The following is a 25,246-nucleotide window of genomic DNA, read 5'->3' as shown; positions in this document are numbered from 1 at the left end:
CCACCAAGCCCATGACCATCAGCCAGACCCAGATTGCACAGCAGGTGGTCGAATCCATCCTCGCCCAGAAGCTCGCCCCCGGCGAGCGCCTGGGCGAGCAGGAGCTGGCCGACCTGTTCGGCGTGAGCCGCACCCTGGTGCGCGAGGCGCTGATGCAGCTGCAGGCACGCGGTTTTGTAGAGGTGCGGCCACGCAAGGGCTGGTACGTGGTGGAGCCCACGGTGGAGGACGCGCGCGACGCGTTCTCGGCCAGGCGCATCATCGAGTCGGGCATATTGGCCGATGCGGGGCGGCCACTGCAGTCGGTCACCCCCCGGCTGCGCGCGCACATTGCCGAGGAGCAACTGGCCATCGAAGGGGCGGATGCGGCGACGCGCGCCTTTTTGCTGGCCGATTTTCACGTGTGCCTGGCCGAGAGCATGGGCCACCGCAGCCTGAGCGACATTTTGCGCGACCTGACGGCGCGCACCACGCTGGCGGCCTCGCTGTACCAGTCGCGGCACGAGGCCAGCCAGTCGTGCGCCGAGCACGAGGCCATTGTCGAAGCGCTGGAAGCCGGCGACACGGCCCTGGCGCGCGAGCGCCTGCTGGCCCACATCGGCCATGTGGAGGCGGCGCTGAACCCGGGGCAGCCGCTGGTGCGCGACCGGCTGCGCGATTCGCTGAGCCCACTGGCGGGCACGCGGGCTGGCACGGACGGCTGAGCGGCCTCCCCTTTTTCCTTCTCTTACCGCCGCCCCGGCCGCCAAGGCCCGGGCGGCTTTGTTTTGCGCGCCCAGATGCACACACGGGTAAACCCCAGGCAATTCCCTCCCAGGCGGTGTTTTATTGCATCCTATTTTTGTATACAAATATAGGGTACGAAATCACCGGGACGCCAGATGCCCGGAACCCGTCCTTTTCCACACGAGGAGACACCCGTGAACACAGCCGTCAGCAACAGCACCCCTCTGGCCGGGGGCACAGCGCCCGCCGGGCCGCACCACGACAACGCCCTGATCAAGCCGGGCTACGACCCGCGCCTGACCAACGAAGACCTGGCGCCCCTGAAGCGCCAGACCTGGGGCCAATACAACATCTTCGCGTTCTGGATGTCCGACGTGCACAGCGTGGGCGGCTACATCACGGCCGGCAGCCTGTTTGCGCTGGGCCTGTCGAGCTGGCAGGTGCTGGTGGCGCTGCTGGTGGGCATCGTCATCGTGCAGTTCTTCTGCAACCTGGTGGCCAAGCCCAGCCAGGTGACGGGCACGCCCTACCCCGTGATCTGCCGGGCATCGTTCGGGGTGCTGGGGGCGAACATACCGGCCATCATCCGCGGGCTGATCGCGGTGGCGTGGTATGGCATTCAGACCTACCTTGCGTCAGGCGCCTTCTTGCTGCTGGCGCTGCACTTCTTCCCGAACCTGGCGCCGTATGCCGATGTGGCGCAGCACGGGTATGCCGGGCTGTCGAGCCTGGGGTGGCTGGCGTTCATGGTGATGTGGGTGCTGCAGGCGCTGGTGTTCTGGCACGGCATGGAGGCGATCCGCAAGTTCATCGACTGGGCGGGCCCTGCCGTGTACGTGGTGATGGCGGTGCTGTGCGGCTGGCTGGTGTGGAAGGCAGGCTGGAAGAACATCGACCTGAACCTGGGGGGCGTGAAGTTCCAGGGCTGGGATGCGCTGCCGGTGATGCTGTCGGCGATTGCCCTGGTGGTGAGCTACTTCAGCGGGCCGATGCTGAACTTTGGCGATTTCTCGCGCTATGGCAAGAGCTTTGATGCAGTGAAGAAGGGCAACTTCTGGGGCCTGCCCATCAACTTCGTGTTCTTCTCGCTGCTGACGGTGGTGACCACGGCGGCCACGCTGCCGGTGTTTGGCGAGCTGATCACCGACCCGGTGCACACCGTGAGCAAGATCGACAGCACCACGGCCGTGGTGCTGGGCGCGCTGACCTTCATGATCGCCACGGTAGGCATCAACATCGTGGCCAACTTCGTGTCGCCAGCGTTCGACTTCTCGAACGTGGCGCCGCAGCACATCAGTTGGCGCACGGGCGGCATGATCGCCGCGGTGGGCTCGATCTTCATCACGCCGTGGAACCTGTACGCCAACCCCGAGGTGATCCACTACACGCTGGACGTGCTGGGCTCGTTCATCGGGCCGCTGTTCGGCATCTTGATCGCCGACTACTACTTCGTGCGCCGCCAGCAGGTGCTGGTGGATGAGCTGTACACCATGAACAGCCGCGGCGCCTACTGGTACAGCAAGGGCTACAACCCGCGCGCCATCTGGACGCTGATCCCATCGGCCCTGGTGCCCATCCTGTGCGTCATGGTGCCGGTGCTGCGGCCGGCCGCCAACTACGCCTGGTTCATCGGTATGGGCCTGGGCTTCGTCATCTACCTTGCATTGAACCGAAAGAGCTGAGCCCGTGCGCATCAAGATCATCAACCCCAACACCACCTGGAGCATGACCGAGAAGATCGGTGCCTGCGCGCGCGCCGTGGCGCGACCGGGCACCGAGGTGGTGGCGGTGAGCCCCGCCATGGGCCCGGCCTCCATCGAGAGCCATTACGACGAGGCGCTGGCCGTGCCCGGCCTGCTGCAGGAGATTGCGGCGGGCGAGCGCGAGGGGGTGGACGGCTATGTGATCGCCTGCTTTGGCGACCCGGGCCTGAAACCCGCACGCGAGCTGGCGCACGGCCCGGTGGTGGGCATTGCCGAGGCGGCCATGCACATGGCCAGCATGGTGGGCGCGCGCTTTTCGGTGGTGACCACGCTGGGCCGCACCATGGGCCAGGCCTGGCACCTGGCCGAGATCTACGGCATGCAGCGCTTTTGCGCCAACGTGCGCGCCTGCGAGCTGCCGGTGCTGGAGCTGGAGGTGCCGGGCTCGAACGCGCGCGAACGCATCACCGACGAATGCCGCCGCGCGCTGGCCGAGGACGGCTGCGACACGCTGGTGCTGGGCTGCGCGGGCATGGCCGATCTGTGCGAGCACATCAGCCACACGCTGGGCGTGCCGGTGATCGACGGCGTGGCGGCTGCCACCTCGATGGTCGAATCATTGGTGCTGCTGGGCCTGCGCACGAGCAAGCACGGCGAGCTGGCGCGGCCGCTGCCCAAGGCCATGGCCGGAGCGCTGGCGGGCTTTGCGCTGGCGCCCATGGCGGCGGTGCCGCCAGCCCGCATATCCCGCGCCGCCTGAGGCCTGCTGCACTGCAGCCCGGCCAATCAGGCCACAATCGGCCACCATGCCCCGCGCCCGCACGAGCCCCAAAGCCCTTCCCGCCGACCTGACGCCCGCTGCCGAACCCACGCCTGATATGGCCGCAGCGGACGGGCGCCTGGCCTCGACCGAGAGCATTGCGCAGGACCTGGCCACCGCCATCGTCGAAAAGCGCCTGCCCCCGGGCACCTGGCTGCGCGAGGAGGCGCTGGGCCGCGTGTACACCGTGAGCCGCACCAAGATACGCGCGGCGCTGGTGATGCTGTCCAAGGACAAGCTGATCGAGATCATCCCCGACAAGGGCGCCTTCGTGAGCCGGCCCAGCGTGCAGGAGGCGCGCGAGGTGTTCAGCGTGCGCCGCGTGCTCGAGGCCGAGGTGGTGCGCCTGTTCATCGCCTGCGCCACGCCGGCCGACTACCAGATGCTGGAGCAGCACATCCGCTTCGAGCGCGCGGCGCTGCGCGAGAGCACGACCACGGGCCGGGTGCGCGAAAAGCTGCTGGGCGACTTCCACGTGGTGCTGGCCGAGGCCGCCGGCAACCAGACGCTGGCGCAGCTGGTGCGCGACCTGGTGGCCCGCAGCTCGCTGATCGCCATGCTGTACGACTCGTCGAACGACCCGCACTGCTCGTCCGAGGAGCATGCGGACTTCCTGGCGCTGTGCAAAGGCGGCAACGTGCAGGCCGCCGTAGCCAGCATGACGGAGCACCTGCAGCGCATCGAGGCGAATCTGGCGCTGGATACGGGGCGGACTGACAGGCAACTCGACCTGGTCAAGGCCTTGCTGGCGTGAAAAGCAGCAGGATGCGGACTAGACACCTGAACAGTTGGTTGACCAACATCGTACGACGGTCTTATCCAGGCCTGCGCGAAACTGCTAGAGCACAGCCAATCCGCGCTCATGAAGCGCATCCCTTGTGCGCCTCGTCGGCAATGCCAACGCAGCACTTGGCGATCGCTCAGAACTTAAGGCCAAATCCGGCAGTACCTACCCTTAAAAACCTGAACGCTGGCGCCTCACGTCCAACGCTATAGGCCAGATCAAAGCTCAAGGCTTCGGTCAGGCCGAAGCTAAGTCCTGTCCTTGCCACACGGTAGTTGCGGACATCATCCTCTCGTGGCAATCGCCAGTACGTTCCTTCGACATAGGCTGTAGCACTGCGCGTGCCGAGCATGTTGGAGAGCGCATTCATCTCTCCATCAAGCCTGAGGGTGGTGCGTAGCCGAAGAATGGTGTCTTGCTTTTCCGCGGAGTTTCCTACCTCCATGGTTTTACCGACCTCTGCGCCGAACGACACGAGGGGTGCGAGCTGGAGCCATGGGAGCTTGATGTAATTGCCCGCCACATCAGCCTGACCTTTCGAAGGAGGGCCGGGCCACAGTCTCCCTAGTGGACCATAAACTGGGGTGATGCTCAGTTCAACCAATCCCTTTTTCGTGCCAGTCTTTCGCTCCGTCTCATACTTCAAGCCCGCGACAACGTCAGTGAATTCGCCCGTCTGGCGTGAACCGATTTCGGTGTATCCACCCACTCGCAACTTTAATTGATCCCCTGGTTTTTGCTCTCCACGAGATGTCAATCGAGCTTCAAGGGATGCGCGTGGCCAAAAGCGGCCCAAAGCAGTCGAGCCCTCATAGATAAGTGCGAATTCAGACTGGTATGCGGTAGCACGCGCGGTTGCGTTGGCTGGCTGGTTGGAAAGATAGGAGAACGTTGCCGGCAGTCCCGCCATCGCTTTAGACAACGTGTCCGAACGCTGAACTTTGAAGCCAGCGCTACTGGCTTTCCGAATGAACGTATCCTCCATCTGGATCTGCGCCACCGCGCTCTTTCTGATTGGGATGGAATCCTTGTCCAAGGCTGTCACTTGCCACGTCAATTCCGACCCAGGCTTCAGGTCAATCGCCATCGTGACCGTCTCACCGAGGGTACAGGCAACTGCGATGCAAGATGCTTCCCACTTGCTACCAACCAACTCGACACTGTCGGCAGTTTTCGCCCTTCCAGATACAGTGTAGCGAGTAGCCCCTTCCACCGGCTTCCAGGCCAGCGAAAAGCGCCCTTCTTTTGTATCGGCAGCGCCCAGCGCTAGCATCTTGTTGGTCACCAATTCGACCTCCGGCACGTTCTGACTTGACAGCTTGAAGTACCAACTCCACTCTCCAGAAGGTAGAGCACTACCAGTCACTCGCAGGCCGGTACTGCCCTGAGGTAGAGCGAAGTTGATCGGAGACTCTCCGCTCGCGGGCACAACAATGACTAAGTATGAGTCTTTGGCGCTTGTCAGTTCTGGGAGAAGAAACATCCCCTCGCGGAACTGGCCATTTGAATCATTGGAGGCGATGGAAGACGCGATGCCAGCGGTGGCAGCAGAAAGAAGGATCGAGGCGCAGAAAAGGCTTTTCATGCTAAGTCCTTCAGCACCAAGGCCGCGATGTGACCGACCGTGGGTAGCTTTCCATCAACGAAATCGGTCGGCCTGAGAGTTCTCATAGAGCAGCCCCTCACACTGAGAATTTCCGCTATGCCGTCCCGGTAGCCCTTGCGCCTGATCATGGAGTGACCCAAACCATGTTTTCCTAGAAAGGTGTCGAGTGTGACGACAACACCCGGGCCTTCAATCTTCCGGAAATATTCAAGGATGAGGATCTGTACGTACTCAGCCCGATCACTGCTTTTCACGCTGCATGTCATAGTTTCCCTCCTGCTTGGTTGTACCGCTCGCCAGTTCTACCGGCTCTTTACAAAGCGACCTAGGGAAATATTGCTTGCACGCGGCAACCCCCTCCCCTGAACTACAAACTCGGTACAGTATTGATGCTCGAACAGGCTGTTGAAATTCAGCTGCGGCTCCCACCGAGACCGGCAGCCTGCCTCTCAGAAAGCGCCAAAAGTGATTTTTCGTGCCTGCCAATGGCGTTTTGAGGCTCTGGGAATCGTTTTCAACAGCTTGCCAAGCCGCAGCACCCAACCCCTCTCTTGAACGGCTGCGCAATTAGGAAATAGGCACACCGCCAGAGCAAGCAAGAGAAAAGTCGCCTGGCAGGTGGATCGGTCCTCTGTCGGCGGCCTTGGCCGCGCGCTGCCGAACGCACTGCAACTGACCAAGCGTCGATAGACACCAAGCCACCTTCATGGGTCGCCTAGGGTTTACCGGGATAAGGTTGTCGCCATATCGTGTATACACTTTTTGTATGGATGGTTGTACACGTTATGGCGTGCGCCCTCCGCATTCAAACGACACCCGACAGACCCACCCGAAGGAGCTTTGCCATGCAACCGTCCGTGCACCCTGTGGATGAACAACTGCCCATAGGGCGCCTGGGGGCGCTGGGCTTGCAGCATGTGCTGGTGATGTATGCGGGGGCGGTGGCGGTGCCGCTGATCGTGGGCCGGGCGCTGAACCTCACGCCGGACCAGGTGGCCAAGCTGATTTCGGCCGATCTGTTCGTCTGCGGGCTGGTGACGCTGATCCAGGCACTGGGCGCCACGCGCTGGTTCGGCATCCAGCTGCCGGTGATGATGGGGGTGACCTTTGCCTCGGTGGCGCCCATGGTGTCGATGGCGCAGAGCACCAGCGGCACGGCGGGGGCGGGGCTGATCTTCGGCTCGGTGATCGGGGCGGGGGTGATCTCGATCCTGATCGCGCCCATGGTCAGCCGCATGCTGCGGTTTTTTCCGCCGGTGGTCACGGGCACCATCATCGCGGTCATCGGCATCAGCCTGATGCGGGTGGGCATCAACTGGATCTTTGGCAACCCGGTGGGCCCCACGGCGCCCAATGTGGTGAATCCCGAGCACATCAAGTGGCTGACCGAGGCGCAGTCGGCCGCCGGGGCGCCGGGCTCGTCGCTGCCGCCCGTGCCCAAGGGCTTTGCGGTGGTGCCCACGGTGCCCAACCCGCGCTATGCGGACCTGACGGGCGTGGGCATCTCGGCGCTGGTGCTGGTTTCCATCTTGCTGATCGCCAAGTTCGCCAAGGGCTTCGTCGCCAATATCTCGGTGCTGCTGGGCATTGTGATCGGCGGCGTGGTGGCGGCGGCCATGGGGCTGATGTCGTTCGAGAAGGTGGGCAAGGCCGACTGGTTCGACCTGGTGCTGCCGTTCGAGATTGCGCTGCCGGTGTTCGACCCCATCCTGATTTTGACGATGACGCTGGTGATGATCGTGGTGATGATCGAGTCGACCGGCATGTTCCTGGCGCTCGGGGACATGACGGACCGCAAGATCGAGCAGGACGATCTGACGCGCGGCCTGCGCACCGATGGCCTGGGCACGTTGATGGGGGGCATTTTCAACACCTTTCCGTACACCAGCTTCTCGCAGAACGTGGGGCTGGTGGCGGTGACGGGCGTGAAGAGCCGCTTTGTCTGCGTGGCCGGCGGCGTGATCTTGATCGTGCTGGGTGTGCTGCCCAAGATGGCGGCGCTGGTGGAGTCTCTGCCCACCATGGTGCTGGGCGGCGCGGGGCTGGTGATGTTCGGCATGGTGGCGGCCACGGGCATCCGCATCCTGGGCGGGGTGGATTTCCGCAACAACCGCTTCAACGGCATGATCGTGGCGGTGTCCATCGGCGTGGGCATGATCCCGCTGATCGCACCAAGCTTTCGCCAGTGGATGCCGCATGCCATCCACCCGCTGATCGAGTCGGGCATTTTGCTGGCCTCGATCACGGCGGTGGCGCTGAATGTGTTCTTCAACGGCGCCAGCAAGGACACCAGCGCTGCCGTGAACGCAGCGCGCCAGGCAGAAGCGCACTGACCTGGTCCGCACGAACCAAGGCCCCCGGCTGACCGCTGGGGGCTTTTTTGCTTTCAGCGCCCCGCTCTGGACTGTTTTGCACGAAAAACCCATGCAAGACCGATGGAGAAGCCGGCGAGCGTTTCCCCTCTGGGCAGGTTGCTGGGGGGCCACATAAATTGCCAACTTGCACCCGTGCAATATTGCGTACCATGCAGTACGTTACATTGATCCTTTGCAAGGAATCCAATGCGCACAAAATTCAGCAAAATGTTGGCGGCCACCGGGCTTGTGACGCTCGACCCGGAGGAAGATACCCACCTGGACGCGCCCGCCGAGGCCTACCCCGAGCCCGAGGCGGAGCCCGAACCCGCGCCTGCGCCCGCCGCGCCCGCGCCGGTGCTGGCGCCCGAGCAGAGCGTGGTGGCCGAGCAAAAGGATTTTGCCGACCTGTACCGCGAGGCCAATGTGCCCGTGGTGGCCTACAGCGCCGAAAAGCTGCTCAAGCTGATGGGGGGCCTGGAGAGCATGCCGATGGAGGTGCGCAAGCAGGCCATCAAGGCCATGGACGACGCCGACGAGACCTGGACGGTGGACGATTCCGTGCTGGACGCGCAACGCAAGGTCAAGGCGCTGGCCATCGCCAAACAAAAGATTGCGCAGCAAGTGGCTTCCGCACTGCAAAATGCGGACCGCGAGATCGCGGCCATCCAGGCTGAAGAACAGGACAAGAGCGCCCAGGTGCGCAAGCAGATCGCCGAGCTGACGGCGCTGCTGGACCGAGGCGTGGCGCGCGCCGCGCAGCAGACGGCCGACGTGCGAGCAGCGGCCAGAACGAATCAGGAGGCCGGGGAGAGGGAATCCGCCCGGCTGGATGCAGAAATGAACCGGCTGGGCCAGATCGTCATCACGTTCTCGGGCCAATCACAGGTTCAAAAATAAAGTAGGAGTTGGCAATGCAATTGACTGGCATGGGTAAGGCGCTGATCGCGGTCATCGTCGTGGGGGCTGCGGGATCTGTTCTGTGGAACATGGGCGGCAAGATGTGGGTGCAGGACAAGCTGGGCAACACCGAGGCGTCGGCCCCGGCTGGCAGCAGCAGCCCGCAGGGCAGCACGACCGCGCCTGCGGTGGTGGCCGGCAACACGCCGTCCGCCCCCGCCGTGGCGGCGCCCAAGGGCGGTGCCCTGGGCTCGGCCGGCAACCCGCTCAAGGTCAGCATCGTGAGCTTTCACGGCTATGCGCCGGCCCTGGTGGCCAACGGCAACAGCCTGAAGACGCAGCCGGGCTCGATCTTCCAGAAGGCCGGGGTGAACGTGGAGTTCATCATCCAGGACGACATCCCCACGCTGACCACCATCTTCGAGAGCAACACGGCGCAGTGCGCCTGGCGCACCTCGGACTTTTGGGCGCAGGAGCAGCCCAACCTGATCAACACCAAGCTCGATGGCCGCGCCATCATGATCGTGGACAACACCCAGGGCGCCGACGCCGTGATCGCCCGCGACCCGGACATCAAGCGCATCGAAGACCTGGTGGGAAAGAAGGTGGCGCTGCTCAAGTACACGCCTTCGCACGGCCTGTTCATCAACGCCATCAACAACTCCAGCCTGAGCGCCAAGCAAAAGGCCAATGTGCTGGACCGCGTGGTCTACATCAACGCCGACGAGGGCACGCCCGGCGTGCGCGCCGCGTTTGCCGCCGGCAGCGTGGACGCCGCCGTGCTGTGGGACCCGGACCTGTCGCTGGCCGTCAAGGCCACGCCCGGCGCGCGCGTGGTGTATTCGACCAAGGTGGCCACCAACCTGATCTACGACGTGATGGTCTGCAACCAGAAGTTCCTGCAGGACCCTGCGCACCAGCAGGCCTTCCAGGGCTTCGTCAAGGGCTGGATGGACGGCGTGACCGCCGCCCGCGCCAACCCGGCCGGCGCTGCCGAGGCGCTGGTGCGCACCGAACCCTTCTTCGACCAACTGGCCAAGAAGGAGGGCATGCCCTTCATCTCGAGCCTGTTCTCCAACCTGGTGTGGACGGGCCTGGATGACAACGCCCGCATTCTGGGCCTGGCGGGCGACACCAACCACTATGAGCGCGTGTACCGCGAGTTCGACGCGATCTACCGCGCCGCCGGCTCGCTGGCCAACCCGAATTCGCCCGTGGTCTCGCCGCAGAACTCGTTCGACTACCGCTTCATCAACGCGCTGCTCAAGGACAACCAGGCCGCGCGTGCCGCCGCCGCCAAGCCTGAGTTCACCTTCGACACGGCCGGCATGCAAAAGGCCGAAACCCGCCCCGCCGCGCTGACCAAGCCGGTGAGCGTGAACTTCCCCGTCGGCCAGGCCGAGCTGACCAAGAAGGCGCAGGAAGTGATCGACACCCAGGTGGTGCCGTTCATCAACAGCAACGGCTCGGCGTATTTCGAGATCTCGGGCAACACCGATTCGACCGGCAGTGCGCAGGCCAACCAGCGCCTGTCGAAGGCGCGGGCCGACGCGGTGACCAAGTACGTGGTGACGCAGTGGGAGATTCCGGCCGCGCGCTTCAAGGTGGTGGGCAATGGCTCGAACTACCCCATCTGCAACGAAGCCAACCCCGGCGCGCTGGAGGTGGACCTGGACACCTGCCGCCAGATGAACCGCGCCACCCGCATCGCCGTGCTGGCACGCTGAGGGGCCGGCGATGGCCCAATTCTGGAACCCCAGCCATCCGATCTCGCCCCAGACCCAGCGCATGCTGGGCGTGGGCGCCGTGGTGGTGGTGCTGGCGGCCTGGGCGCTGGTGAGCGCATCGGGCCTGGTCAACTCGAACCGGCTGCCTGCGCCGTGGGAGGTGGCCATGGCCTTCTCGCGCCTGGCGTGGGACCCGGTGCGCCAGGAAAGCCTGCTGCTGACCTCGGTGCTGTGGTCGGGCGGGCGGCTGGTGGTGGCCGGCATTCTGGTCATCCTGATCGGCCTGCCCATCGGCATTCTGATGGGGGCATCGCCGCGCATCAACGCCACGCTGTCGCCGCTGATCGACCCGTTCCGCTCGGCGCCCATCGTGGCGCTGCTGCCCATCATGGTGATGTGGTTCGGCATTGGCGAGGAGATGAAGATCGTCTTCCTGTTCTCGGGCGCGGTGGTCTACCTGATCCCGCTGGTGCGCGACGCGATCCGCTCGGTGCCCCAGTCGTACTGGATCAGCGCGCGCGACCTGGGCGCCACGCCGTGGGAATGCATCCGCCGCGCGGTGATCCCGATGGCCATGCCACGCATCGTGGACGGCATCATCATCGCCATCTCGGTGATGTGGACCTACATCACCGTGGCCGAGTACGTGAACGCCAAGGAGGGCCTGGGCCAGCTGATCCAGAACGCCCGCCGCTTCTCGGCCATGGACCAGGTGTTCGCGGGCATCATCACCATCATTGCGCTGGCGCTGATCACGCACCGCGTGATGACATGGGCAAAACGAAAAATGTTCCCCTGGGAACAGAGCGTTTGACGGCCCGGGCATGCACTCCCAATAAGAACTGATACAACAAAGCCAAGCATGACATCGACCCCGAGCGCTGCGAGCATTTCCATCCACATGAGCGGCATCGTGCAGGAGTACCCTGCCGCCAACGGCAAGGGCGTGCTGCGCGTGATCGACGGCATCGACCTGCAGCTCACGAACCCGAGCATCAACATGCTGCTGGGCCCCTCGGGCTGCGGCAAGTCCACGCTGATGCGCATGATGGGCGGCGTGCGCCCGTTCAACGTGAAGACGCCGACCATCGGCCGGGTGGAGATCGACGGCCGCGAGTGCCTGGACCAGCACGACGATGCGGTGACCGTGTTCCAGCAGTACGCCAACCGCCCCGACCTGACGGTGTGGGACAACGTGGCCTTTCCGTTCACGCTCAAGCTGTGGAAGGGGCGCATCACCCAGGCCGAGATCAAGGAGCGGGTGGACACCATCCTCGCCGCCGTGGGCCTGGCCGACAAGAAGGCCATGCGCCCGGCGCAGCTGTCGGGTGGCCAGAACCAGCGCGTGGCGCTGGCGCGCGCCCTGGTGCTGCGCCCGCGCATTTTGCTGATGGACGAGCCCTTTGGCGCGCTGGACCCGCAGACCCGCGAGGAGATGCAGCGCCTGCTGCTGTCGCTGTGCAAGGCCAACCCCTGCCTGGTGGTCTTCGTCACGCACGACGTGAGCGAGGCGCTGACGCTGGGCGACCGGGTGATCGTGCTGTCGCCCCAGCCCGCGAAGATTGCCGATGACTTTGCCATCCACGCCGAGCACCCGCGCTCGGAGGCCTGGGCACGGTCCACCGAGACCCTGCGCATGCAGGACCGCATCCTCACGTCGCTGCGCGACGCGAAGGGCCATGGCCAGATCACGCTGAGCGTATGAAATTCGACCCGGGCGAACGGGAAGAGCCCCCGTACATCCAGGAGTTTCTGACCAGCAAGTGGAACGTCACGGCATCGCTGGGCGCAGCCGCGCTGGCGGTGCTGGCCTCCTTCCCGTACGGGCTGCCGGGCTTCGTCTTCGTGGGCACGGCGTATGCGGCCGTGGAGGGGCTGGCCCTGCTGTACGTGCCGGGCATGTCGACCTTTCGCTACGCGGTGCGGCGCAAGTACGCCACGCTGCGCTACCAGGCGCAGGTGGACAGCCTGCTCAAGGAACTGGGCGACCGCAATGAATGCGACCCCAGCTCCAAGCGCATGCGCGTGTACCTGCAGACGCTGGACCGCATCGACGCTCTGGAGCGCATGGTCAAGGCCCGCACCTGCGCGCTGAGCGTGGAGGACATCGACCGCCTGAAGGACGTGACGCGCGACTACCTGGCGCGCTGGCTGGCCATCGTGAGCGCCAACGAGCGCCAGAGCCAGCTGAGCAAGAAGGAGATCGCCGACCGCCTGCGCAGCGTGGAGGAACAGCTGGCAGCAACCACCGGCGAGCGCGAGCGCCGCCAGCTGCTGCAGGCACGCAAGGACTACCAGCGGCTGATGGAAAGCAGCAGCCGCCTGAGCAGCCGCATGTTCGCCATCGAGGCGGCCATGGTCTCCATGCCCGACATCATCGAGGAGGTCTTTCAGCAGGCCGTGTCGATGCCCATGGCTACCGACGCATCGGCCCGGCTGCGCGAGAGCGTGGACCGCCTGGCGATCGAAGAGAACCTGGAGGCCGACATCAGCGAGGAGCTGGACACCATCGGCGTCCATGTGCCCAGCCCTGCCGTGGCCAAGGCCGCAGCTGCCCCTGTCCCCCGCCCCACGGCGCAAGCCATGAAATGACCCCTGCCATGACGACCACCACCGTACAGAAATCGCACCTGCAGACCCTTGTCGATTTCGACGAGTACACGCGGCTGATGGAGGCCGCGCTGAAGGCCGCCATCGTCTCCGACGAGCCGGGCCGGCTGGTGCGCTTCTTCGCGCGCTACATCGCCTGGAACGGCTACTTCGGCTGCAGCGTGGCCTCGCTGGCGGGCAAGATCGGTTGCGCGCGCCACCTGTTCACCGACCCGGCCGAGCCCTTTTTGCCGGCGGCCGACCGCAACGTGCTGGTGGCCAGTTACATCTTCGACGCGGCGCGCGACGAGTTCGACGACCACTCCACCCGCGCGCGCGACCCGCACCGCAGCCTGGCGCAGGCGTTCCTCAAGGGCATCGTGCAGACCACCATGCCGGGGGCCGACATGGCCACGCTGAACGCGCTGGCGGCCGAGCCGGCCTGGCTGAAGGCGCTGAACCAGGGCGTGCTGCGCGGCTATGGCGGCGGGCAGGACGATTCGCTCGCATCCATCTTCCACGCCATGGGCTACCACCTGGGCAGCGAGCTGCTGGCCGACCGCGAGTTCACCGTGATCGGCGCCACCCTGCGCGAGGCCGGCGGCGGCCTGGCCGAGCGCCTGTTCCACACCGAGGTGGACATCGGCAACACCAAGCACAAGGCCTTGTCCTGGGTGGGCATCCACTCGGGCGAGGGCGGTGCCGTGGAGGCAGACCACTTCGAGTGGGCCACCCAGGGCGTGAATGCCGCCTTCGACTTCATCGACCCCGCGCAGCGCGCGGCCATGCTGGCCCAGGTCGAGCAGGGCTTTGCCGCGTTTGCCCAGGACCACCGCATCTTCTTCGACAACGTCAACATCAGCTAAGCAAGGGACCTGCACCATGGCTTCTTCCAACTTCCTCGGCCGCCTGAGCAACCTGTTCACCGGCTTTCTCTCGCTTTTCGTCTCGGGCATCGAAAAGAACAACCCCGAGATCGCGTACGAGAACTCGATCAACAGCATGAAGGCCAACTACGACCGCCTGAAGAAGGCGGCGGGCGCCATCATCCGCCAGCGTGACGACGTGACCACGCGCCTGCACAACGCCAAGCAGAAGCAGGCCCAGCTCGAAGCCAACCTGCAGCAGGCCATGGACACCAACCAGGACGACCTGGCCGTGAGCATTCTGCAGATGAAGAACGACAACGACCAGTCGGTGACCGAGCTCACGGCCGAGGCCGAGACGGCCATGGCCGAGGCCGAGAAGATGAAGGACGCGCTGCTCGAGATGAAGAGCGAGATCAAGCGCGTGGAGGACGAGCGCGACCGCAACCTGGCCAAGCTGGCCGGCGCCAAGGCCAAGATCCAGATCCACAGCCAGCTCGAAGGCCTGTCGGTGGATGCCGAGATCCGCGCGCTGGACAACGTGCGCGGCCACATCGCCAACGTGATCTCCGAAGCCAACCTGGGCGACGAGCTGCGCGGCGCCGACCTGGACGTGCGCATGAAGGGCCTGCAAAAGGGTGCCTCGCGCGCCACGGCCGAAGCACAGCTGGCGCAGCTCAAGGCCGCCCGCGCCCAGGGCGCAGGCGCAAAGCAGATGTAACACGCTGCGCAGCAGCCACCGCAGTCCACCGCGCGCTGCCCCGGGGCGGCGCGCCCGCCACGCCCAAGGAACCCTGTGAGCATACCCTCCTCCCCCGCGACGACCGCCGCGACCGCAACGCCCGCCACGCCGGCCTGGGTCGACACCGTGCGCCGGCGCTACCTGAGCGGCGATGCCTCGGTCTTCGTGCTGTACCGCAACATCTACGACCGCATCCTGCTCGATGGCAAGTTCGTCGAACTGGAGCAGTACCTGTTCCGCTCGCTGCTGGAGGGCAAGAAGAAGCGTGTGCTCTCGCACAGCATCGCCTCGGGCACGCAGGCGCTGGCGGGCCGCGCCTTCGACACCGAGGCAGAACCACTGGATGGCATCGAGGCCGCGCTGATGCACGAAAGCGGCACGGCAGTGGTGATCCACTACGCAGGCTCGCTGTTCCCGGCGGGCGACCCGTCGATGATGACCATGCAGGACCGCCAGGCGATTGCCAAGCTGCACCGCTGGTCGCTCAACCCGCAGATCGGCGACAGCGACAACGTGGTGTTTTTGCTGGTGGAATCGCTGGCCGAGCTGAACGCGCAGATCCTGTCGAACCCGCGCATTGCCACCGTCGAGATACCCATGCCCGGCCAGGCTGAGCGCGAAACCACCATCCGCATGGCCGACAGCTCGCTCGATGCCGGCCAGGTCACGCGGCTGGCACAGCAGGCCTCGGGCCTGCGCCTGGTGCAGCTGTTCGGCCTGCTGGGCAACGACGCCAATGTGCAGGCCCCCAACGATGCCGAGCGCGAGGCCCTGATCAAGGAGCTGATTGCCGGCACCGAGGACGCCGAGGCGCGCGCCAAGCAGCTGACCAAGCTGACCAGCGGCCAGACCAACGAGCAGATACGCCACCTGCTGCAGCCGGGCAGCAAGGCGCCGGCCAAGGGCAACGCCTTCGAGGAGATCGCGGCCCTGCTGCGCACGCGCAAGCGCGAACTGGTGACGCAGGAGTGCTTTGGCCTGATCGAGTTCGTCGAGCCGAAATTCGGTCTCGAAGGCGTGGGCGGTATGAGCATGGTGAAGGCCGAGCTGGCCGCCATTGCCGCCGCCATCCGCTCGGGCAACGTGGCGCGCATCCCCATGGGCATTCTGGTGGTGGGGCCCATGGGCTCGGGCAAGACCTTCGTCACCAAGGCTTTCGTGCGCGAGGCCGGCATACCGGCGGTGATGCTCAAGAACATCCGCTCCAAGTGGGTGGGCGCGACCGAGAGCAACCTGGAGAAGGTGCTGGCCATGGTCAAGGCCATGGGGCCCATCGCGCTGATTATCGACGAGGGCGACCGCAGCCTGGGCGGCGAAGGCGACGAGGATGGCGGCACCTCGTCGCGGGTCACGGCGCGGCTCAAGGAGTTCATGTCGGACACCGACAACCGCGGCCAGGTGCTGTTCATCATGATGACCAACCGGCCCGACAAGCTCGACGCCGACATGAAGCGGCCCGGCCGCTTCGACACCAAGATACCGCTGTTCTTCCCCGAGAACGGGGCCGAGCGCGCGAACATCGTGCGCGTGATCCTGAAGCGCTTTGGCAAGGCGATCGAAGAGCCGCCGCAGGACGATGACGAAGATGAAGGCACCGGCGCCGGCTGGATGGAGGCCGCGCTCGAAGACACCGAGTTCTCGAACGCCGAGCTCGAAGCGCTGACGCTGCTGTCCATCGACCTGGCCGAGCGCGCCGACGGCCGGCTCACGCGCGAGATTTTTTTGCAGGCCGCCGTGGACTACATGCCCACGCGCGACACGCTGATGATCGAGTACATGGAGCTTTTGGCCATCTCCGAGGCCTCGCGCCGCAGCCTGCTGCCCGAGAAGTTCAAGCACCGCACCACCGACGAACTGCACGCCGAGATGAAGCGCGTGCGCAGCCAGTTGCGCCTATGAGCAGCGACAGCGACCATGTCCACACCCTCGCCAAGGAGCAGGTGCGCAAGGCCCTGACCGCCGCGAAGAACGACAAGCGCTGGGGCTGGCAGGAGGTGTCGGAGCTGCTCACCGAGCTGGGCATCGAGCAAACCCCGAACAACCTCACCACCCGGCAGAGCCGGGGTGCGTTCAAGGCCTCGGACTTTTTGCTGCTGCTGCGCAGCATGGGCGTGACGCACCTGGACCTGACCACCCTCGAAATCCCCGGCCTGGCGCCGGCCACCCGCAAGGTGGAGGCCAACAAAAAGGCACGGCTGTCCAAACCTGGATAAGCCTATTGGCTTTCTGAAAAGGAAGACAATCCGATTTTTTCCATGCACCGGGGCCCACCGCCCACGCCGCCTCACCTGCCCCACCGGGCAAGGCCAGGCTTCCAATCTGTGACCATTTCATCGATGGAACCCGGGTTGGACTCCATGCAATCAACGCATTAACCCTCACTCTCATCGCACTCGCCATGGAGTAAGCTCATTTTTGGCATTTGCTGAGAATCTCCTCCAGGATTTCCGTATGACACAGAACCTTTCCGCTGCCGAAGCGGCACTGCGCGACGCCGCTCGCGAATACCACCGCAACCCCAGCCGGGGCAAGATCGCGGTCACCCCCACCAAGCCCCTGTCCAACCAGCGCGACCTGTCGCTGGCGTACTCGCCGGGCGTAGCCTACCCCTGCCTCGACATCGAGGCCGACCCGTCCAAGGCGTTCGACTACACCTCGCGCGGCAACCTGGTGGGTGTGATCACCAACGGCACCGCCGTGCTGGGCCTGGGCGACATCGGCCCGCTGGCCAGCAAGCCGGTGATGGAGGGCAAGGGCTGCCTGTTCAAGAAGTTCGCCGGCGTGGACGTGTTCGACATCGAACTGGCCGAGCGCGACCCGGACAAGCTGGTGGAGATCATCGCGGCGCTGGAGCCCACGCTGGGCGGCATCAACCTCGAGGACATCAAGGCACCCGAGTGCTTCTACATCGAGAAGAAGCTGTCGGACCGGCTGAACATCCCCGTCTTCCACGACGACCAGCATGGCACGGCCATCATCTCCAGCGCCGCGCTGCTCAACGGCCTGGAGCTGGTGGGCAAGGAGATCGGCGCGGTGAAGATCGCCGTCTCGGGCGCGGGTGCTGCCGCCATTGCCTGCGTGGACGTGATGGTGGGCCTGGGCGTGAAGCGCGAGAACGTCTTCATGGTCGACTCCAAGGGCGTGATCTACGAAGGCCGCCCCGGCGGGCTCGATGCCTCCAAGCAGCGCTATGCGCAGCAGACCGAGGCCCGCACCCTGGCCGATGTGGTCGATGGTGCCGACGTGTTCCTGGGCTGCTCTGCCCCTGGCGTGCTGACGGCCGAGATGGTCAAGACCATGGGCACCAAGCCCATCATCCTGGCGCTGGCCAACCCCGAGCCCGAGATCCGCCCCGAGCTGGCCAAGGCCGTGCGCCCCGACTGCATCATCGCCACGGGCCGCTCGGACTACCCGAACCAGGTCAACAACGTCCTGTGCTTCCCCTACATCTTCCGCGGCGCGCTGGACTGCGGCGCCACCAAGATCACCGAGGCCATGAAGCTGGCCTGCGTGCGCGAGATCGCCGACCTGGCCAAGGCCGAGATGAGTGACGAGGTGGCCGCCGCCTATGCGGGCAAAGAACTCTCCTTTGGGCCGGACTACCTGATCCCCACGCCCTTCGATGCGCGCCTGATCCTGCGCATCGCGCCTGCCGTGGCCAAGGCTGCCGAGGCATCGGGCGTGGCCACACGCCCGATTGCCGACTATGCGGCCTACCGCGAGAGCCTGACGCGCTTTGTCTACCAGACCAGCATGTTCATGCGCCCCGTGTTTGCCGCCACCAAGGCCAACCCGCAGCGCGTGGCCTATGCCGAAGGCGAAGACGACCGCGTGCTGCGCGCCGCCCAGGTGGCCGTTGACGAAGGCCTGGCCAAGCCCATCCTGATCGGCCGCCCTGCCGTGATCGCCACGCGCATCGCCAAGGCCGGCCTGCGCCTGCAGCCGGGCAAGGACGTGGAGATCTGCGACCCCGAGGATGACCCGCGCTTTCGCCAGTACTGGGAAACCTACCACCAGCTCATGGGCCGCCGTGGCGCCACGCCCGAGGCGTCCAAGGCCGCCGTGCGCCGCTCCAACACGCTGATCGCGGCGCTCATGGTCAAGCTCGGCGATGCCGACGCGATGATCTGCGGCATGGTGGGCAAGTTCGACAGCCACCTGGAGCACATCCGCGACATCATCGGCGTGAAGAAGGGTGCGCCCGGCTTTGCCACGGTGAACGCGCTGATGCTGCCCGAGCACACGCTGTTCATTGCCGACACCTACATCAACGAAGACCCCGACGCCGAGCACCTGGCCGCCATTGCCCAGATGGCTGCAGACGAGGTGCAGCGCTTTGGCCTGCCGCCCAAGGTGGCCTTCCTGTCGCACTCCAACTACGGTTCGTCCAACCGCCCGTCGGCGCGCAAGATGCGCCTGGCGCGCGACCTGTTCGCGCAGGCCGCGCCGCACATCGAATGCGATGGCGAGATGCACGGTGATGCCGCGCTGTCCGAGAGCGTGCGCCACAGCAGCCTGCTGGAGACCACGCTGCAGGGCTCGGCCAACGTGCTGATCTGCCCCAACCTGGACGCCGCGAACATTCTGTTCAACGTGCTCAAGACCACCAGCGGCCAGGGCACGACCATCGGCCCCATCCTGCTGGGTGCCGCCGCCTCGGCCCACGTGCTGACCCCCTCGGCCACCGTGCGCCGCGTGGTCAACATGACGGCGCTGGCTGCGGCCAACGCGGGCTCGCGCACGGCGAAGTAGACGGCGGCCCCCCCGCGCGAAGCAGCCCCAAGGCCCAGGCCCTGGGGCTTTTTTTTGGCTAACGGACCGACACGTCCACGTAGCCTGCGACGGGCGGCAGGTGCTCCACCAGCCAGTCGGGGTCGAGTTGCAGGGCCTTGGTCACCTCGGCGGGCAGGCTGGCGATGGTGTCGGCGGGCGACTTGGGTTCTTCCAGCCCGATCTCGGCCAGCAAGGTGGCCACGTGCAGGATGCCGCCCAGGCGGCAGAACGGCACGGAGGCCACGGGGTCTTCGGCCGTCTCCAGCGCCCGCACGATGGTGTCCGGGAAGCGCCAGCGGCGCGCCAGCTCTCCGGTCACCTGCGCCTCGGTGAAGCCCAGCAGCGATCGCTCACGCTCCCAGCGCCCTCCCGCATGGTGCGGCAACTGCTCGATGGCGGGAATCTGCTCGGGCATCTTCTGCGCAATGATGAGTTCGCCCAGACGCACCAGAAAGCCGGCCAGCCACGACTCCTGCACGTCCGAGCCCAGGGTGCGCGCCAGCCACTGCGAGTAGCCGGCAATGGCCATGCTCTCCTTCCAGAAGGCTTCGGCGTCCACGCCCGAGGCGTCCTTGAACACGCCGGACATGCACGACGCCAGGGCCAGGGTGCGCACCTGATTCAGGCCCACCATGGTGATGGCATCGTCGAGCGATGCCACCTGGCGCGGCAGGCCAAAACGCGCGCTGTTGGCCAGGCGGATCAGCTTGGCCGTGAGGGCCGGGTCCTTGGAGATCGCCGCGCGCACCTTCTCGAAGGGGATGTCGTCGTCCTTCATGGTGGCGATCAGCTCGCGCGCCACGTCAGGAATGGTCGGCAACTGCACGTTTTCGAAAAAATCCTGGATATTTGCCATAGGGGCCTCCCAAAGCCGTTCACTGAGAATGGACTTTCGTTGTACCACTGGCGCGCCCATGTGGCGTGCACGTTTGCACCAATGCGCGCGCTGGAGCGGGCTGCAGGCGATGCCCGTTCACGGCATGCACCATTTCGGGAAAGCCTGTAGGGCCACATGCACCAATCTGGCGAACAATAGGCCACACCCCGGCCCCGCTCCCCTGAAAGCGGGCATCGTTTTTGCTGTTTGCTCTGCATCGCACACCAGCGGTGCACACCGGCCGCCAGCGCGTTTCGCCTTTTTTTATTTCTCTGCCACTCTCGACAGGAACCCTCCCCATGAACAAACGCTCCCTCCTGCAAGCCGCCGTGCTGCTGGTCGCCGCCGGCAGCTTCTCCCTGGCCCATGCGCAGGCCACCACGCCCATCAAGTTCCAGCTCGACTGGCGCTTCGAGGGCCCGGCCGCCCTGTTCCTGCAGCCGGTGGCCAAGGGCTACTTCAAGGCGGCGGGCCTGGACGTGACGGTTGACGCCGGCAACGGTTCGGGCGGCGCCGTGCAGCGCGTGGCCTCGGGCACCTACGACATGGGCTTTGCCGACCTGGCTGCGGTGATGGAATTCCATGCCAACAACCCCGACGCGCAGAACAAGCCCGTGGCGGTGATGATGGTCTACAACAACACCCCGGCCTCGGTCATGGCGCTCAAGAAGAGCGGCATCACCAAGCCGGCCGACCTGGCAGGCAAGAAGCTCGGCGCCCCGGTGTTCGACGCCGGCCGCCGCGCCTTCCCGATCTTCCAGAAGGCCAACAGCGTGGGCAGCGTGCAGTGGACCGCCATGGACCCACCGCTGCGCGAGACCATGCTGGTGCGCGGCGACGTGGACGCCATCACCGGCTTCACCTTCACCTCGCTGCTGAACCTCGAAGCGCGTGGCGCCAAGGCCGCCGACGTGGTCGTGCTGCCCTACGCCGACTTCGGCGTGAAACTCTACGGCAACGTGATCATCGCCTCGCCCAAGCTCATCAAGGAGAACCCCGAGGCGATCAAGGCTTTCCTCAAGGCCTTCACCAAGGGCGCCAAGGAAGTCATGGCCAACCCAGCCGCCGCCATCGAGCACGTGAAGGCCCGCGACGGCATCGTCAACGTGCCGCTGGAAACGCGCCGCCTGCAGTTGGCCATCGACACCGTGATCAACAGCCCCGACGCACGCAGCGAAGGCTTCGGCAAGGCCGTGCCCGGCCGCCTGTCGCTGATGGCCTCGCAGGTATCCGACGCCTTCAACACCAAGACCCGCGTGAAGGCCGACGATGTGTGGAACGACAGCTTCCTGCCCAGCGCCGCCGAGCTGAACATCCTTCCCAAGAAGTGAAACACCCCCTGAGTCGCTTCGCGCCTTCCCCCTCTCTCATATTGCTTCGCAATCTGGGAGGGGGACGCCCCCGGTGCGGCGGGGCGGCCCTTGCACGGGGGCACTGGCTTGGGCCTCGCCAGTTTCGTGCGGTGTGGGTGGCGCACAGCGCTATGGATCACTGAAATGCACGGGCCGCTCACACGGCCCAATGCGCAAACCTTACCTACGGACCCCTGATGCAGGCTGCCGATTCCTATTTCGTGGACTTCCGTGACGTCTGGCTCGCCTACAACGACGAGCTGCGCGCGCAGAACCACTTTGCCGTCGAGGCCATCGACCTGCAGATCCGCCAGGGCGAGTTCATCGCCATCGTCGGGCCTTCGGGTTGCGGCAAGTCGACATTCATGAAGCTGGCCACGGGCCTGAAGATGCCGTCGATGGGCAAGATCCTGATCGACGGCAAGCCCGTGACCGGGCCGCTCAAGATCTCGGGCATGGCCTTCCAGGCGCCTTCGCTGCTGCCCTGGCGCACCACGGTGGACAACGTACTGCTGCCTCTGGAGATCGTGGAGCCCTACCGCAGCCACTTCAAGCAAAAGCGCAAGGAGTACGAAGAGCGTGCGCGCAAGCTGCTGCAGAAGGTGGGCCTGGGCGGCTACGAGGACAAGTTCCCCTGGCAGCTGTCGGGCGGCATGCAGCAGCGCGCCAGCATCTGCCGCGCGCTGATCCACGAGCCCAAGATGCTGCTGCTGGACGAGCCCTTCGGTGCGCTCGACGCGTTTACGCGCGAGGAGCTGTGGTGCATCCTGCGCGACCTGTGGACCGAGCAGAAATTCAACGTCATCCTGGTGACGCACGACCTGCGCGAGTCTGTCTTTCTGGCCGACACGGTGTACGTGATGAGCAAGAGCCCCGGCCGCTTCGTGGTGCGCCGCGAGATCGAGCTGCCGCGCCCGCGCGACCTGGAGCTGACCTACACCAAGGAGTTCAGCGACATCGTGCACGAGCTGCGCGGCCATATCGGCGCCATACGCCAGGGTGCAGGCAAGCCTGCCGCCCCCATCCCGCAATAGGCCCCCTTCCCCATGCACAACAAGAACCTCGAACGCTGGTCGCCCTGGATCCTGCTGGCGGCCACCATCATCCTGTGGCAGATCATCTGCTCGGCCTTCAACGTCTCGGAATTCATCTTCCCCAGCCCCTGGGCCATCGCCACGCAGCTGGTGGAGTTTGCCGGCGTCATCGCCGGCCATGCCTGGCGCACCTACTGGGTCACCATGGCGGGCTTTGGCATCGCCATCGTGGTCGGTGTGCTGCTGGGCTTCGTGATTGGATCCTCGCGCCTGGCGTATGCCGCCGTGTACCCGCTGATGACGGCCTTCAACGCCCTGCCCAAGGCAGCCTTCGTGCCCATCCTGGTGGTGTGGTTCGGCATCGGCGTGGGGCCAGCCATCCTCACGGCCTTTCTGATCAGCTTCTTTCCGATCATGGTGAACATCGCCACCGGCCTGGCCACGCTGGAGCCCGAGCTGGAAGACGTGCTGCGCGTGCTGGGCGCCAAGCGCTGGGACGTGCTCACCAAGGTGGGTCTGCCGCGCTCCATGCCCTACTTCTTCGGCTCGCTCAAGGTGGCCATCACCCTGGCCTTCGTGGGCACCACTGTGTCGGAGATGACCGCTGCCAACGAGGGCATCGGCTACCTGCTGATCAGCGCCGGCTCGTCGATGCAGATGGGCCTGGCCTTCGCCGGCCTGATGGTGGTGGGCGCCATGGCCATGGTGATGTACGAACTGTTCAGCTGGATCGAGAAGCGCACCACGGGCTGGGCGCACCGGGGCTCGCAGGGTGAGTAACCTGACGGCGTTGGGCGAAGCCCAGGCGGCCACGCTGCTGCGCCGCGCCAACATTGTGGCGCAGCGCGCCATGCGCATGGGTCGCCACCCCTTCGGCGCCCTGCTGGTCGCGCCCGATGGCCAGACCGTGCTGGCCGAGCAGGGCAACATCGATACCGTGAACCATGCCGAGAGCACGCTGGCGCGCACGGCAGCGGCCAACTACCCCGGCGCTTACCTGGCGCAATGCACGCTGGTCACGACTTTCGAGCCCTGCGCCATGTGCGCCGGCACCATCTACTGGGCCGGCATCGGCCGCGTGCTTTACGGGGCCGAAGAATCCGCCCTCAAGGCGCTGACCGGCGACCACCCCGAGAACCTGACACTCGAGCTGCCCTGCCGCACCGTCTTCGCCGCCGGCCAGCGCGCTACCGAGGTGATGGGACCGGTCCTTGCGCTGGAAGAAGAGATCACGGCCCTGCACCGGGACTTCTGGCGCTGACCCTGCTGCGACCCTGACAGCGACTGCGGAAAGAGGCTATCGATATACTCGCCGCCCTGTCGACCACAGGATCTTTCGCATGCGCCTGGACTTCTTTTTCCGCCCCCTGGCGCTCGCACTGGCCGTGGCCGGCCTGGCCGCATGCGGTGGCGGTACCGCCCCGAGCCAGCCGGCAGCTGCCGCGCCAGCGCCTGCCATCCAGGCCATCGGCCCGGCCCCCATCAAGGTCGGCATCGCTTTGGGCGGTGGCGCGGCCAAGGGCTTTGCCCACATCGGCGTGATCAAGATGCTGGAGGCCAATGGCTTCGCGCCTGCCTACATTGCTGGCACCAGCGCGGGCAGCGTGGTCGGCGCGCTGTATGCCAGCGGCATGAACGCCTTCGAGATGCAGGAGAAGGCCGTGGCCCTCGACGAAGCCAAGATCCGCGACCTGCAGTTCTCCACCGGCGGGCTGGTGCTGGGCAAGAAGCTCGAAGACTACGTGAACGAACAGGTGGGCCGCAAGCCGCTGGAGCAACTGGCCAAGCCCTTCGCGGTGGTCGCCACGCGCCTGGAAGACGGCGAGCGTACCGTGTTCGCCCGCGGCAACACCGGCCAGGCGGTGCGCGCATCGAGCAGCGTGCCCGGCGTGTTCCAGCCCGTCACCATCGGCAAGTACCACTTCGTGGACGGCGGCATCGTCAGCCCCGTGCCGGTGGACGCCGCGCGCCAGCTGGGCGCCGACGTAGTGGTGGCGGTGGATATCTCGAACAAGGCGCGCGGCAAGTCGCCGGGCGACATGCTGGGCACCCTGGGCCAGTCCATCGCCATCATGGGCCAGAAGCTGGGCGAGGCCGAACTGGCCCGCGCCGACGTGGTGATACGCCCCCTGGTGCTGGACATCGGCGCCGCCGATTTCAGCCAGCGCGCCAGCGCCATTCTCGAAGGCGAAAAGGCCGCGCTGGCCGCCATGCCGCAGCTGCGCGAGCGCATCGCCCAGCTGCAGGCCGAACGCGCGCGTGCCGCGCAACTGGCGCAGGAGAAGGTGCGGGAGGCGGAGTACAAGGTGTGTCTGGAGAAGCGGTCGAGTTTGCAGAAGTTGGCTGGGATGGCGGGGATGAGCGAAGGTTGCCCGGCGCCAGTGGGCAAGTAG

General features: G+C 65.6%; 23 protein-coding genes. 20 read left to right on the top strand and 3 right to left on the bottom strand.

What is annotated here, in order from left to right:
• Positions 1–11: 11 nt before the first annotated feature.
• From QYL93_RS05735 to QYL93_RS05720, 4 genes are all read left to right on the top strand, one after another.
• A complete protein-coding gene (locus QYL93_RS05735; protein WP_305742738.1) occupies positions 12–704 on the top strand; it encodes a GntR family transcriptional regulator in 693 nt (230 codons plus the stop codon).
• Positions 705–920: 216 nt separating this feature from the next.
• Positions 921–2,408 carry an NCS1 family nucleobase:cation symporter-1 gene (locus QYL93_RS05730; RefSeq protein WP_370876941.1) on the top strand — a complete coding sequence of 496 codons (1,488 nt, stop codon included), beginning with the start codon at positions 921–923 and terminating at the stop codon, positions 2,406–2,408.
• Positions 2,409–2,412: 4 nt separating this feature from the next.
• Positions 2,413–3,189 (top strand): aspartate/glutamate racemase family protein, encoded by a 777-nt coding sequence (locus tag QYL93_RS05725; protein ID WP_305742737.1) that lies wholly within the window; start codon positions 2,413–2,415, stop codon positions 3,187–3,189.
• A gap of 46 nt (positions 3,190–3,235) precedes the next feature.
• A complete protein-coding gene (locus QYL93_RS05720; protein WP_370876940.1) occupies positions 3,236–4,003 on the top strand; it encodes a GntR family transcriptional regulator in 768 nt (255 codons plus the stop codon).
• 166 nt (positions 4,004–4,169) lie between these two features.
• On the opposite strand, the gene QYL93_RS05715 is transcribed toward QYL93_RS05720, so the two are convergent.
• Positions 4,170–5,618: a hypothetical protein gene (locus QYL93_RS05715; protein WP_305742736.1), complete on the bottom strand. Its 1,449-nt coding sequence runs from the start codon at positions 5,616–5,618 to the stop codon at positions 4,170–4,172.
• A complete protein-coding gene (locus tag QYL93_RS05710) occupies positions 5,615–5,905 on the bottom strand; it encodes a hypothetical protein (protein ID WP_305742735.1) in 291 nt (96 codons plus the stop codon). Before QYL93_RS05710 ends, QYL93_RS05715 begins: the two co-directional genes overlap by 4 nt.
• 579 nt (positions 5,906–6,484) lie before the next feature.
• Here QYL93_RS05710 and QYL93_RS05705 point away from each other — a divergent pair.
• The 11 genes from QYL93_RS05705 (at position 6,485) to QYL93_RS05655 (ending at position 19,569) form a co-directional block, all read left to right on the top strand.
• Positions 6,485–7,972: a nucleobase:cation symporter-2 family protein gene (locus tag QYL93_RS05705; protein WP_305742734.1), complete on the top strand. Its 1,488-nt coding sequence runs from the start codon at positions 6,485–6,487 to the stop codon at positions 7,970–7,972.
• A gap of 228 nt (positions 7,973–8,200) precedes the next feature.
• Positions 8,201–8,893 (top strand): hypothetical protein, encoded by a 693-nt coding sequence (locus QYL93_RS05700; protein WP_305742733.1) that lies wholly within the window; start codon positions 8,201–8,203, stop codon positions 8,891–8,893.
• 14 nt (positions 8,894–8,907) lie between these two features.
• A complete protein-coding gene (locus QYL93_RS05695) occupies positions 8,908–10,620 on the top strand; it encodes a phosphate ABC transporter substrate-binding/OmpA family protein (RefSeq protein ID WP_305742732.1) in 1,713 nt (570 codons plus the stop codon).
• A 10-nt stretch (positions 10,621–10,630) separates the two neighbouring features.
• Entirely contained in the window at positions 10,631–11,434 is an 804-nt protein-coding gene (locus QYL93_RS05690; RefSeq protein ID WP_305742731.1) for an ABC transporter permease, read from the top strand.
• A gap of 48 nt (positions 11,435–11,482) precedes the next feature.
• Positions 11,483–12,325 carry an ABC transporter ATP-binding protein gene (locus QYL93_RS05685; protein WP_305742730.1) on the top strand — a complete coding sequence of 281 codons (843 nt, stop codon included), beginning with the start codon at positions 11,483–11,485 and terminating at the stop codon, positions 12,323–12,325.
• A complete protein-coding gene (locus tag QYL93_RS05680) occupies positions 12,322–13,212 on the top strand; it encodes a hypothetical protein (RefSeq protein ID WP_305742729.1) in 891 nt (296 codons plus the stop codon). Before QYL93_RS05685 ends, QYL93_RS05680 begins: the two co-directional genes overlap by 4 nt.
• A gap of 8 nt (positions 13,213–13,220) precedes the next feature.
• The gene (locus QYL93_RS05675; RefSeq protein ID WP_305742728.1) at positions 13,221–14,075 is read left to right on the top strand and encodes a hypothetical protein; all 855 of its coding nucleotides are present in this window, start codon (positions 13,221–13,223) and stop codon (positions 14,073–14,075) included.
• 16 nt (positions 14,076–14,091) lie between these two features.
• Entirely contained in the window at positions 14,092–14,796 is a 705-nt protein-coding gene (locus QYL93_RS05670) for a PspA/IM30 family protein (RefSeq protein WP_305742727.1), read from the top strand.
• Positions 14,797–14,871: 75 nt separating this feature from the next.
• Entirely contained in the window at positions 14,872–16,716 is a 1,845-nt protein-coding gene (locus QYL93_RS05665) for an ATP-binding protein (protein WP_305742726.1), read from the top strand.
• On the top strand, positions 16,713–17,030 hold the full coding sequence (locus QYL93_RS05660) for a DUF6471 domain-containing protein (RefSeq protein ID WP_305742725.1): 318 nt from the start codon (positions 16,713–16,715) through the stop codon (positions 17,028–17,030). Before QYL93_RS05665 ends, QYL93_RS05660 begins: the two co-directional genes overlap by 4 nt.
• Positions 17,031–17,268: 238 nt before the next feature.
• Positions 17,269–19,569 (top strand): NADP-dependent malic enzyme, encoded by a 2,301-nt coding sequence (locus tag QYL93_RS05655; protein WP_305742724.1) that lies wholly within the window; start codon positions 17,269–17,271, stop codon positions 19,567–19,569.
• A gap of 58 nt (positions 19,570–19,627) precedes the next feature.
• On the opposite strand, the gene QYL93_RS05650 is transcribed toward QYL93_RS05655, so the two are convergent.
• On the bottom strand, positions 19,628–20,446 hold the full coding sequence (locus tag QYL93_RS05650; RefSeq protein ID WP_305742723.1) for an HDOD domain-containing protein: 819 nt from the start codon (positions 20,444–20,446) through the stop codon (positions 19,628–19,630).
• 320 nt (positions 20,447–20,766) lie between these two features.
• Between QYL93_RS05650 and QYL93_RS05645 the strand changes: the two genes are divergently transcribed.
• From QYL93_RS05645 to QYL93_RS05625, 5 genes are all read left to right on the top strand, one after another.
• A complete protein-coding gene (locus QYL93_RS05645; protein ID WP_305742722.1) occupies positions 20,767–21,798 on the top strand; it encodes an ABC transporter substrate-binding protein in 1,032 nt (343 codons plus the stop codon).
• Positions 21,799–22,016: 218 nt separating this feature from the next.
• Complete coding sequence (locus tag QYL93_RS05640; protein ID WP_179683784.1) at positions 22,017–22,853, top strand: ABC transporter ATP-binding protein; 837 nt, start codon at positions 22,017–22,019, stop codon at positions 22,851–22,853.
• A 12-nt stretch (positions 22,854–22,865) separates the two neighbouring features.
• Positions 22,866–23,633, top strand: a complete 768-nt coding sequence (locus QYL93_RS05635) for an ABC transporter permease (protein ID WP_305742721.1) — start codon at positions 22,866–22,868, stop codon at positions 23,631–23,633.
• Positions 23,626–24,114 (top strand): nucleoside deaminase, encoded by a 489-nt coding sequence (locus QYL93_RS05630; RefSeq protein ID WP_305742720.1) that lies wholly within the window; start codon positions 23,626–23,628, stop codon positions 24,112–24,114. The genes QYL93_RS05635 and QYL93_RS05630 overlap by 8 nt, the downstream gene beginning before the upstream one ends.
• Positions 24,115–24,193: 79 nt before the next feature.
• A complete protein-coding gene (locus QYL93_RS05625) occupies positions 24,194–25,246 on the top strand; it encodes a patatin-like phospholipase family protein (protein ID WP_305742719.1) in 1,053 nt (350 codons plus the stop codon).

The organism is Acidovorax sp. A1169 (genome assembly GCF_030704685.1).
Classification (GTDB): domain Bacteria; phylum Pseudomonadota; class Gammaproteobacteria; order Burkholderiales; family Burkholderiaceae_C; genus Acidovorax.
Note: the sequence above shows the minus strand (reverse complement) of the source record. Positions and strands in the feature narration are given on the sequence as shown.

Bases quoted from the DNA above. Each gene is read 5' to 3' on its own strand.
- QYL93_RS05660 (WP_305742725.1), top strand. From the start codon at position 16,713: ATGAGCAGCGACAGCGACCATGTCCACACCCTCGCCAAGGAGCAGGTG.
- QYL93_RS05700 (WP_305742733.1), top strand. From the start codon at position 8,201: ATGCGCACAAAATTCAGCAAAATGTTGGCGGCCACCGGGCTTGTGACG.
- QYL93_RS05650 (WP_305742723.1), bottom strand. From the start codon at position 20,446: ATGGCAAATATCCAGGATTTTTTCGAAAACGTGCAGTTGCCGACCATT.
- QYL93_RS05715 (WP_305742736.1), bottom strand. From the start codon at position 5,618: ATGAAAAGCCTTTTCTGCGCCTCGATCCTTCTTTCTGCTGCCACCGCT.
- QYL93_RS05645 (WP_305742722.1), top strand. From the start codon at position 20,767: ATGAACAAACGCTCCCTCCTGCAAGCCGCCGTGCTGCTGGTCGCCGCC.
- QYL93_RS05710 (WP_305742735.1), bottom strand. From the start codon at position 5,905: ATGACATGCAGCGTGAAAAGCAGTGATCGGGCTGAGTACGTACAGATC.
- QYL93_RS05675 (WP_305742728.1), top strand. From the start codon at position 13,221: ATGACGACCACCACCGTACAGAAATCGCACCTGCAGACCCTTGTCGAT.
- QYL93_RS05680 (WP_305742729.1), top strand. From the start codon at position 12,322: ATGAAATTCGACCCGGGCGAACGGGAAGAGCCCCCGTACATCCAGGAG.
- QYL93_RS05705 (WP_305742734.1), top strand. From the start codon at position 6,485: ATGCAACCGTCCGTGCACCCTGTGGATGAACAACTGCCCATAGGGCGC.
- QYL93_RS05735 (WP_305742738.1), top strand. From the start codon at position 12: ATGACCATCAGCCAGACCCAGATTGCACAGCAGGTGGTCGAATCCATC.
- QYL93_RS05695 (WP_305742732.1), top strand. From the start codon at position 8,908: ATGCAATTGACTGGCATGGGTAAGGCGCTGATCGCGGTCATCGTCGTG.
- QYL93_RS05625 (WP_305742719.1), top strand. From the start codon at position 24,194: ATGCGCCTGGACTTCTTTTTCCGCCCCCTGGCGCTCGCACTGGCCGTG.
- QYL93_RS05690 (WP_305742731.1), top strand. From the start codon at position 10,631: ATGGCCCAATTCTGGAACCCCAGCCATCCGATCTCGCCCCAGACCCAG.
- QYL93_RS05720 (WP_370876940.1), top strand. From the start codon at position 3,236: ATGCCCCGCGCCCGCACGAGCCCCAAAGCCCTTCCCGCCGACCTGACG.
- QYL93_RS05685 (WP_305742730.1), top strand. From the start codon at position 11,483: ATGACATCGACCCCGAGCGCTGCGAGCATTTCCATCCACATGAGCGGC.
- QYL93_RS05655 (WP_305742724.1), top strand. From the start codon at position 17,269: ATGACACAGAACCTTTCCGCTGCCGAAGCGGCACTGCGCGACGCCGCT.
- QYL93_RS05640 (WP_179683784.1), top strand. From the start codon at position 22,017: ATGCAGGCTGCCGATTCCTATTTCGTGGACTTCCGTGACGTCTGGCTC.
- QYL93_RS05635 (WP_305742721.1), top strand. From the start codon at position 22,866: ATGCACAACAAGAACCTCGAACGCTGGTCGCCCTGGATCCTGCTGGCG.
- QYL93_RS05670 (WP_305742727.1), top strand. From the start codon at position 14,092: ATGGCTTCTTCCAACTTCCTCGGCCGCCTGAGCAACCTGTTCACCGGC.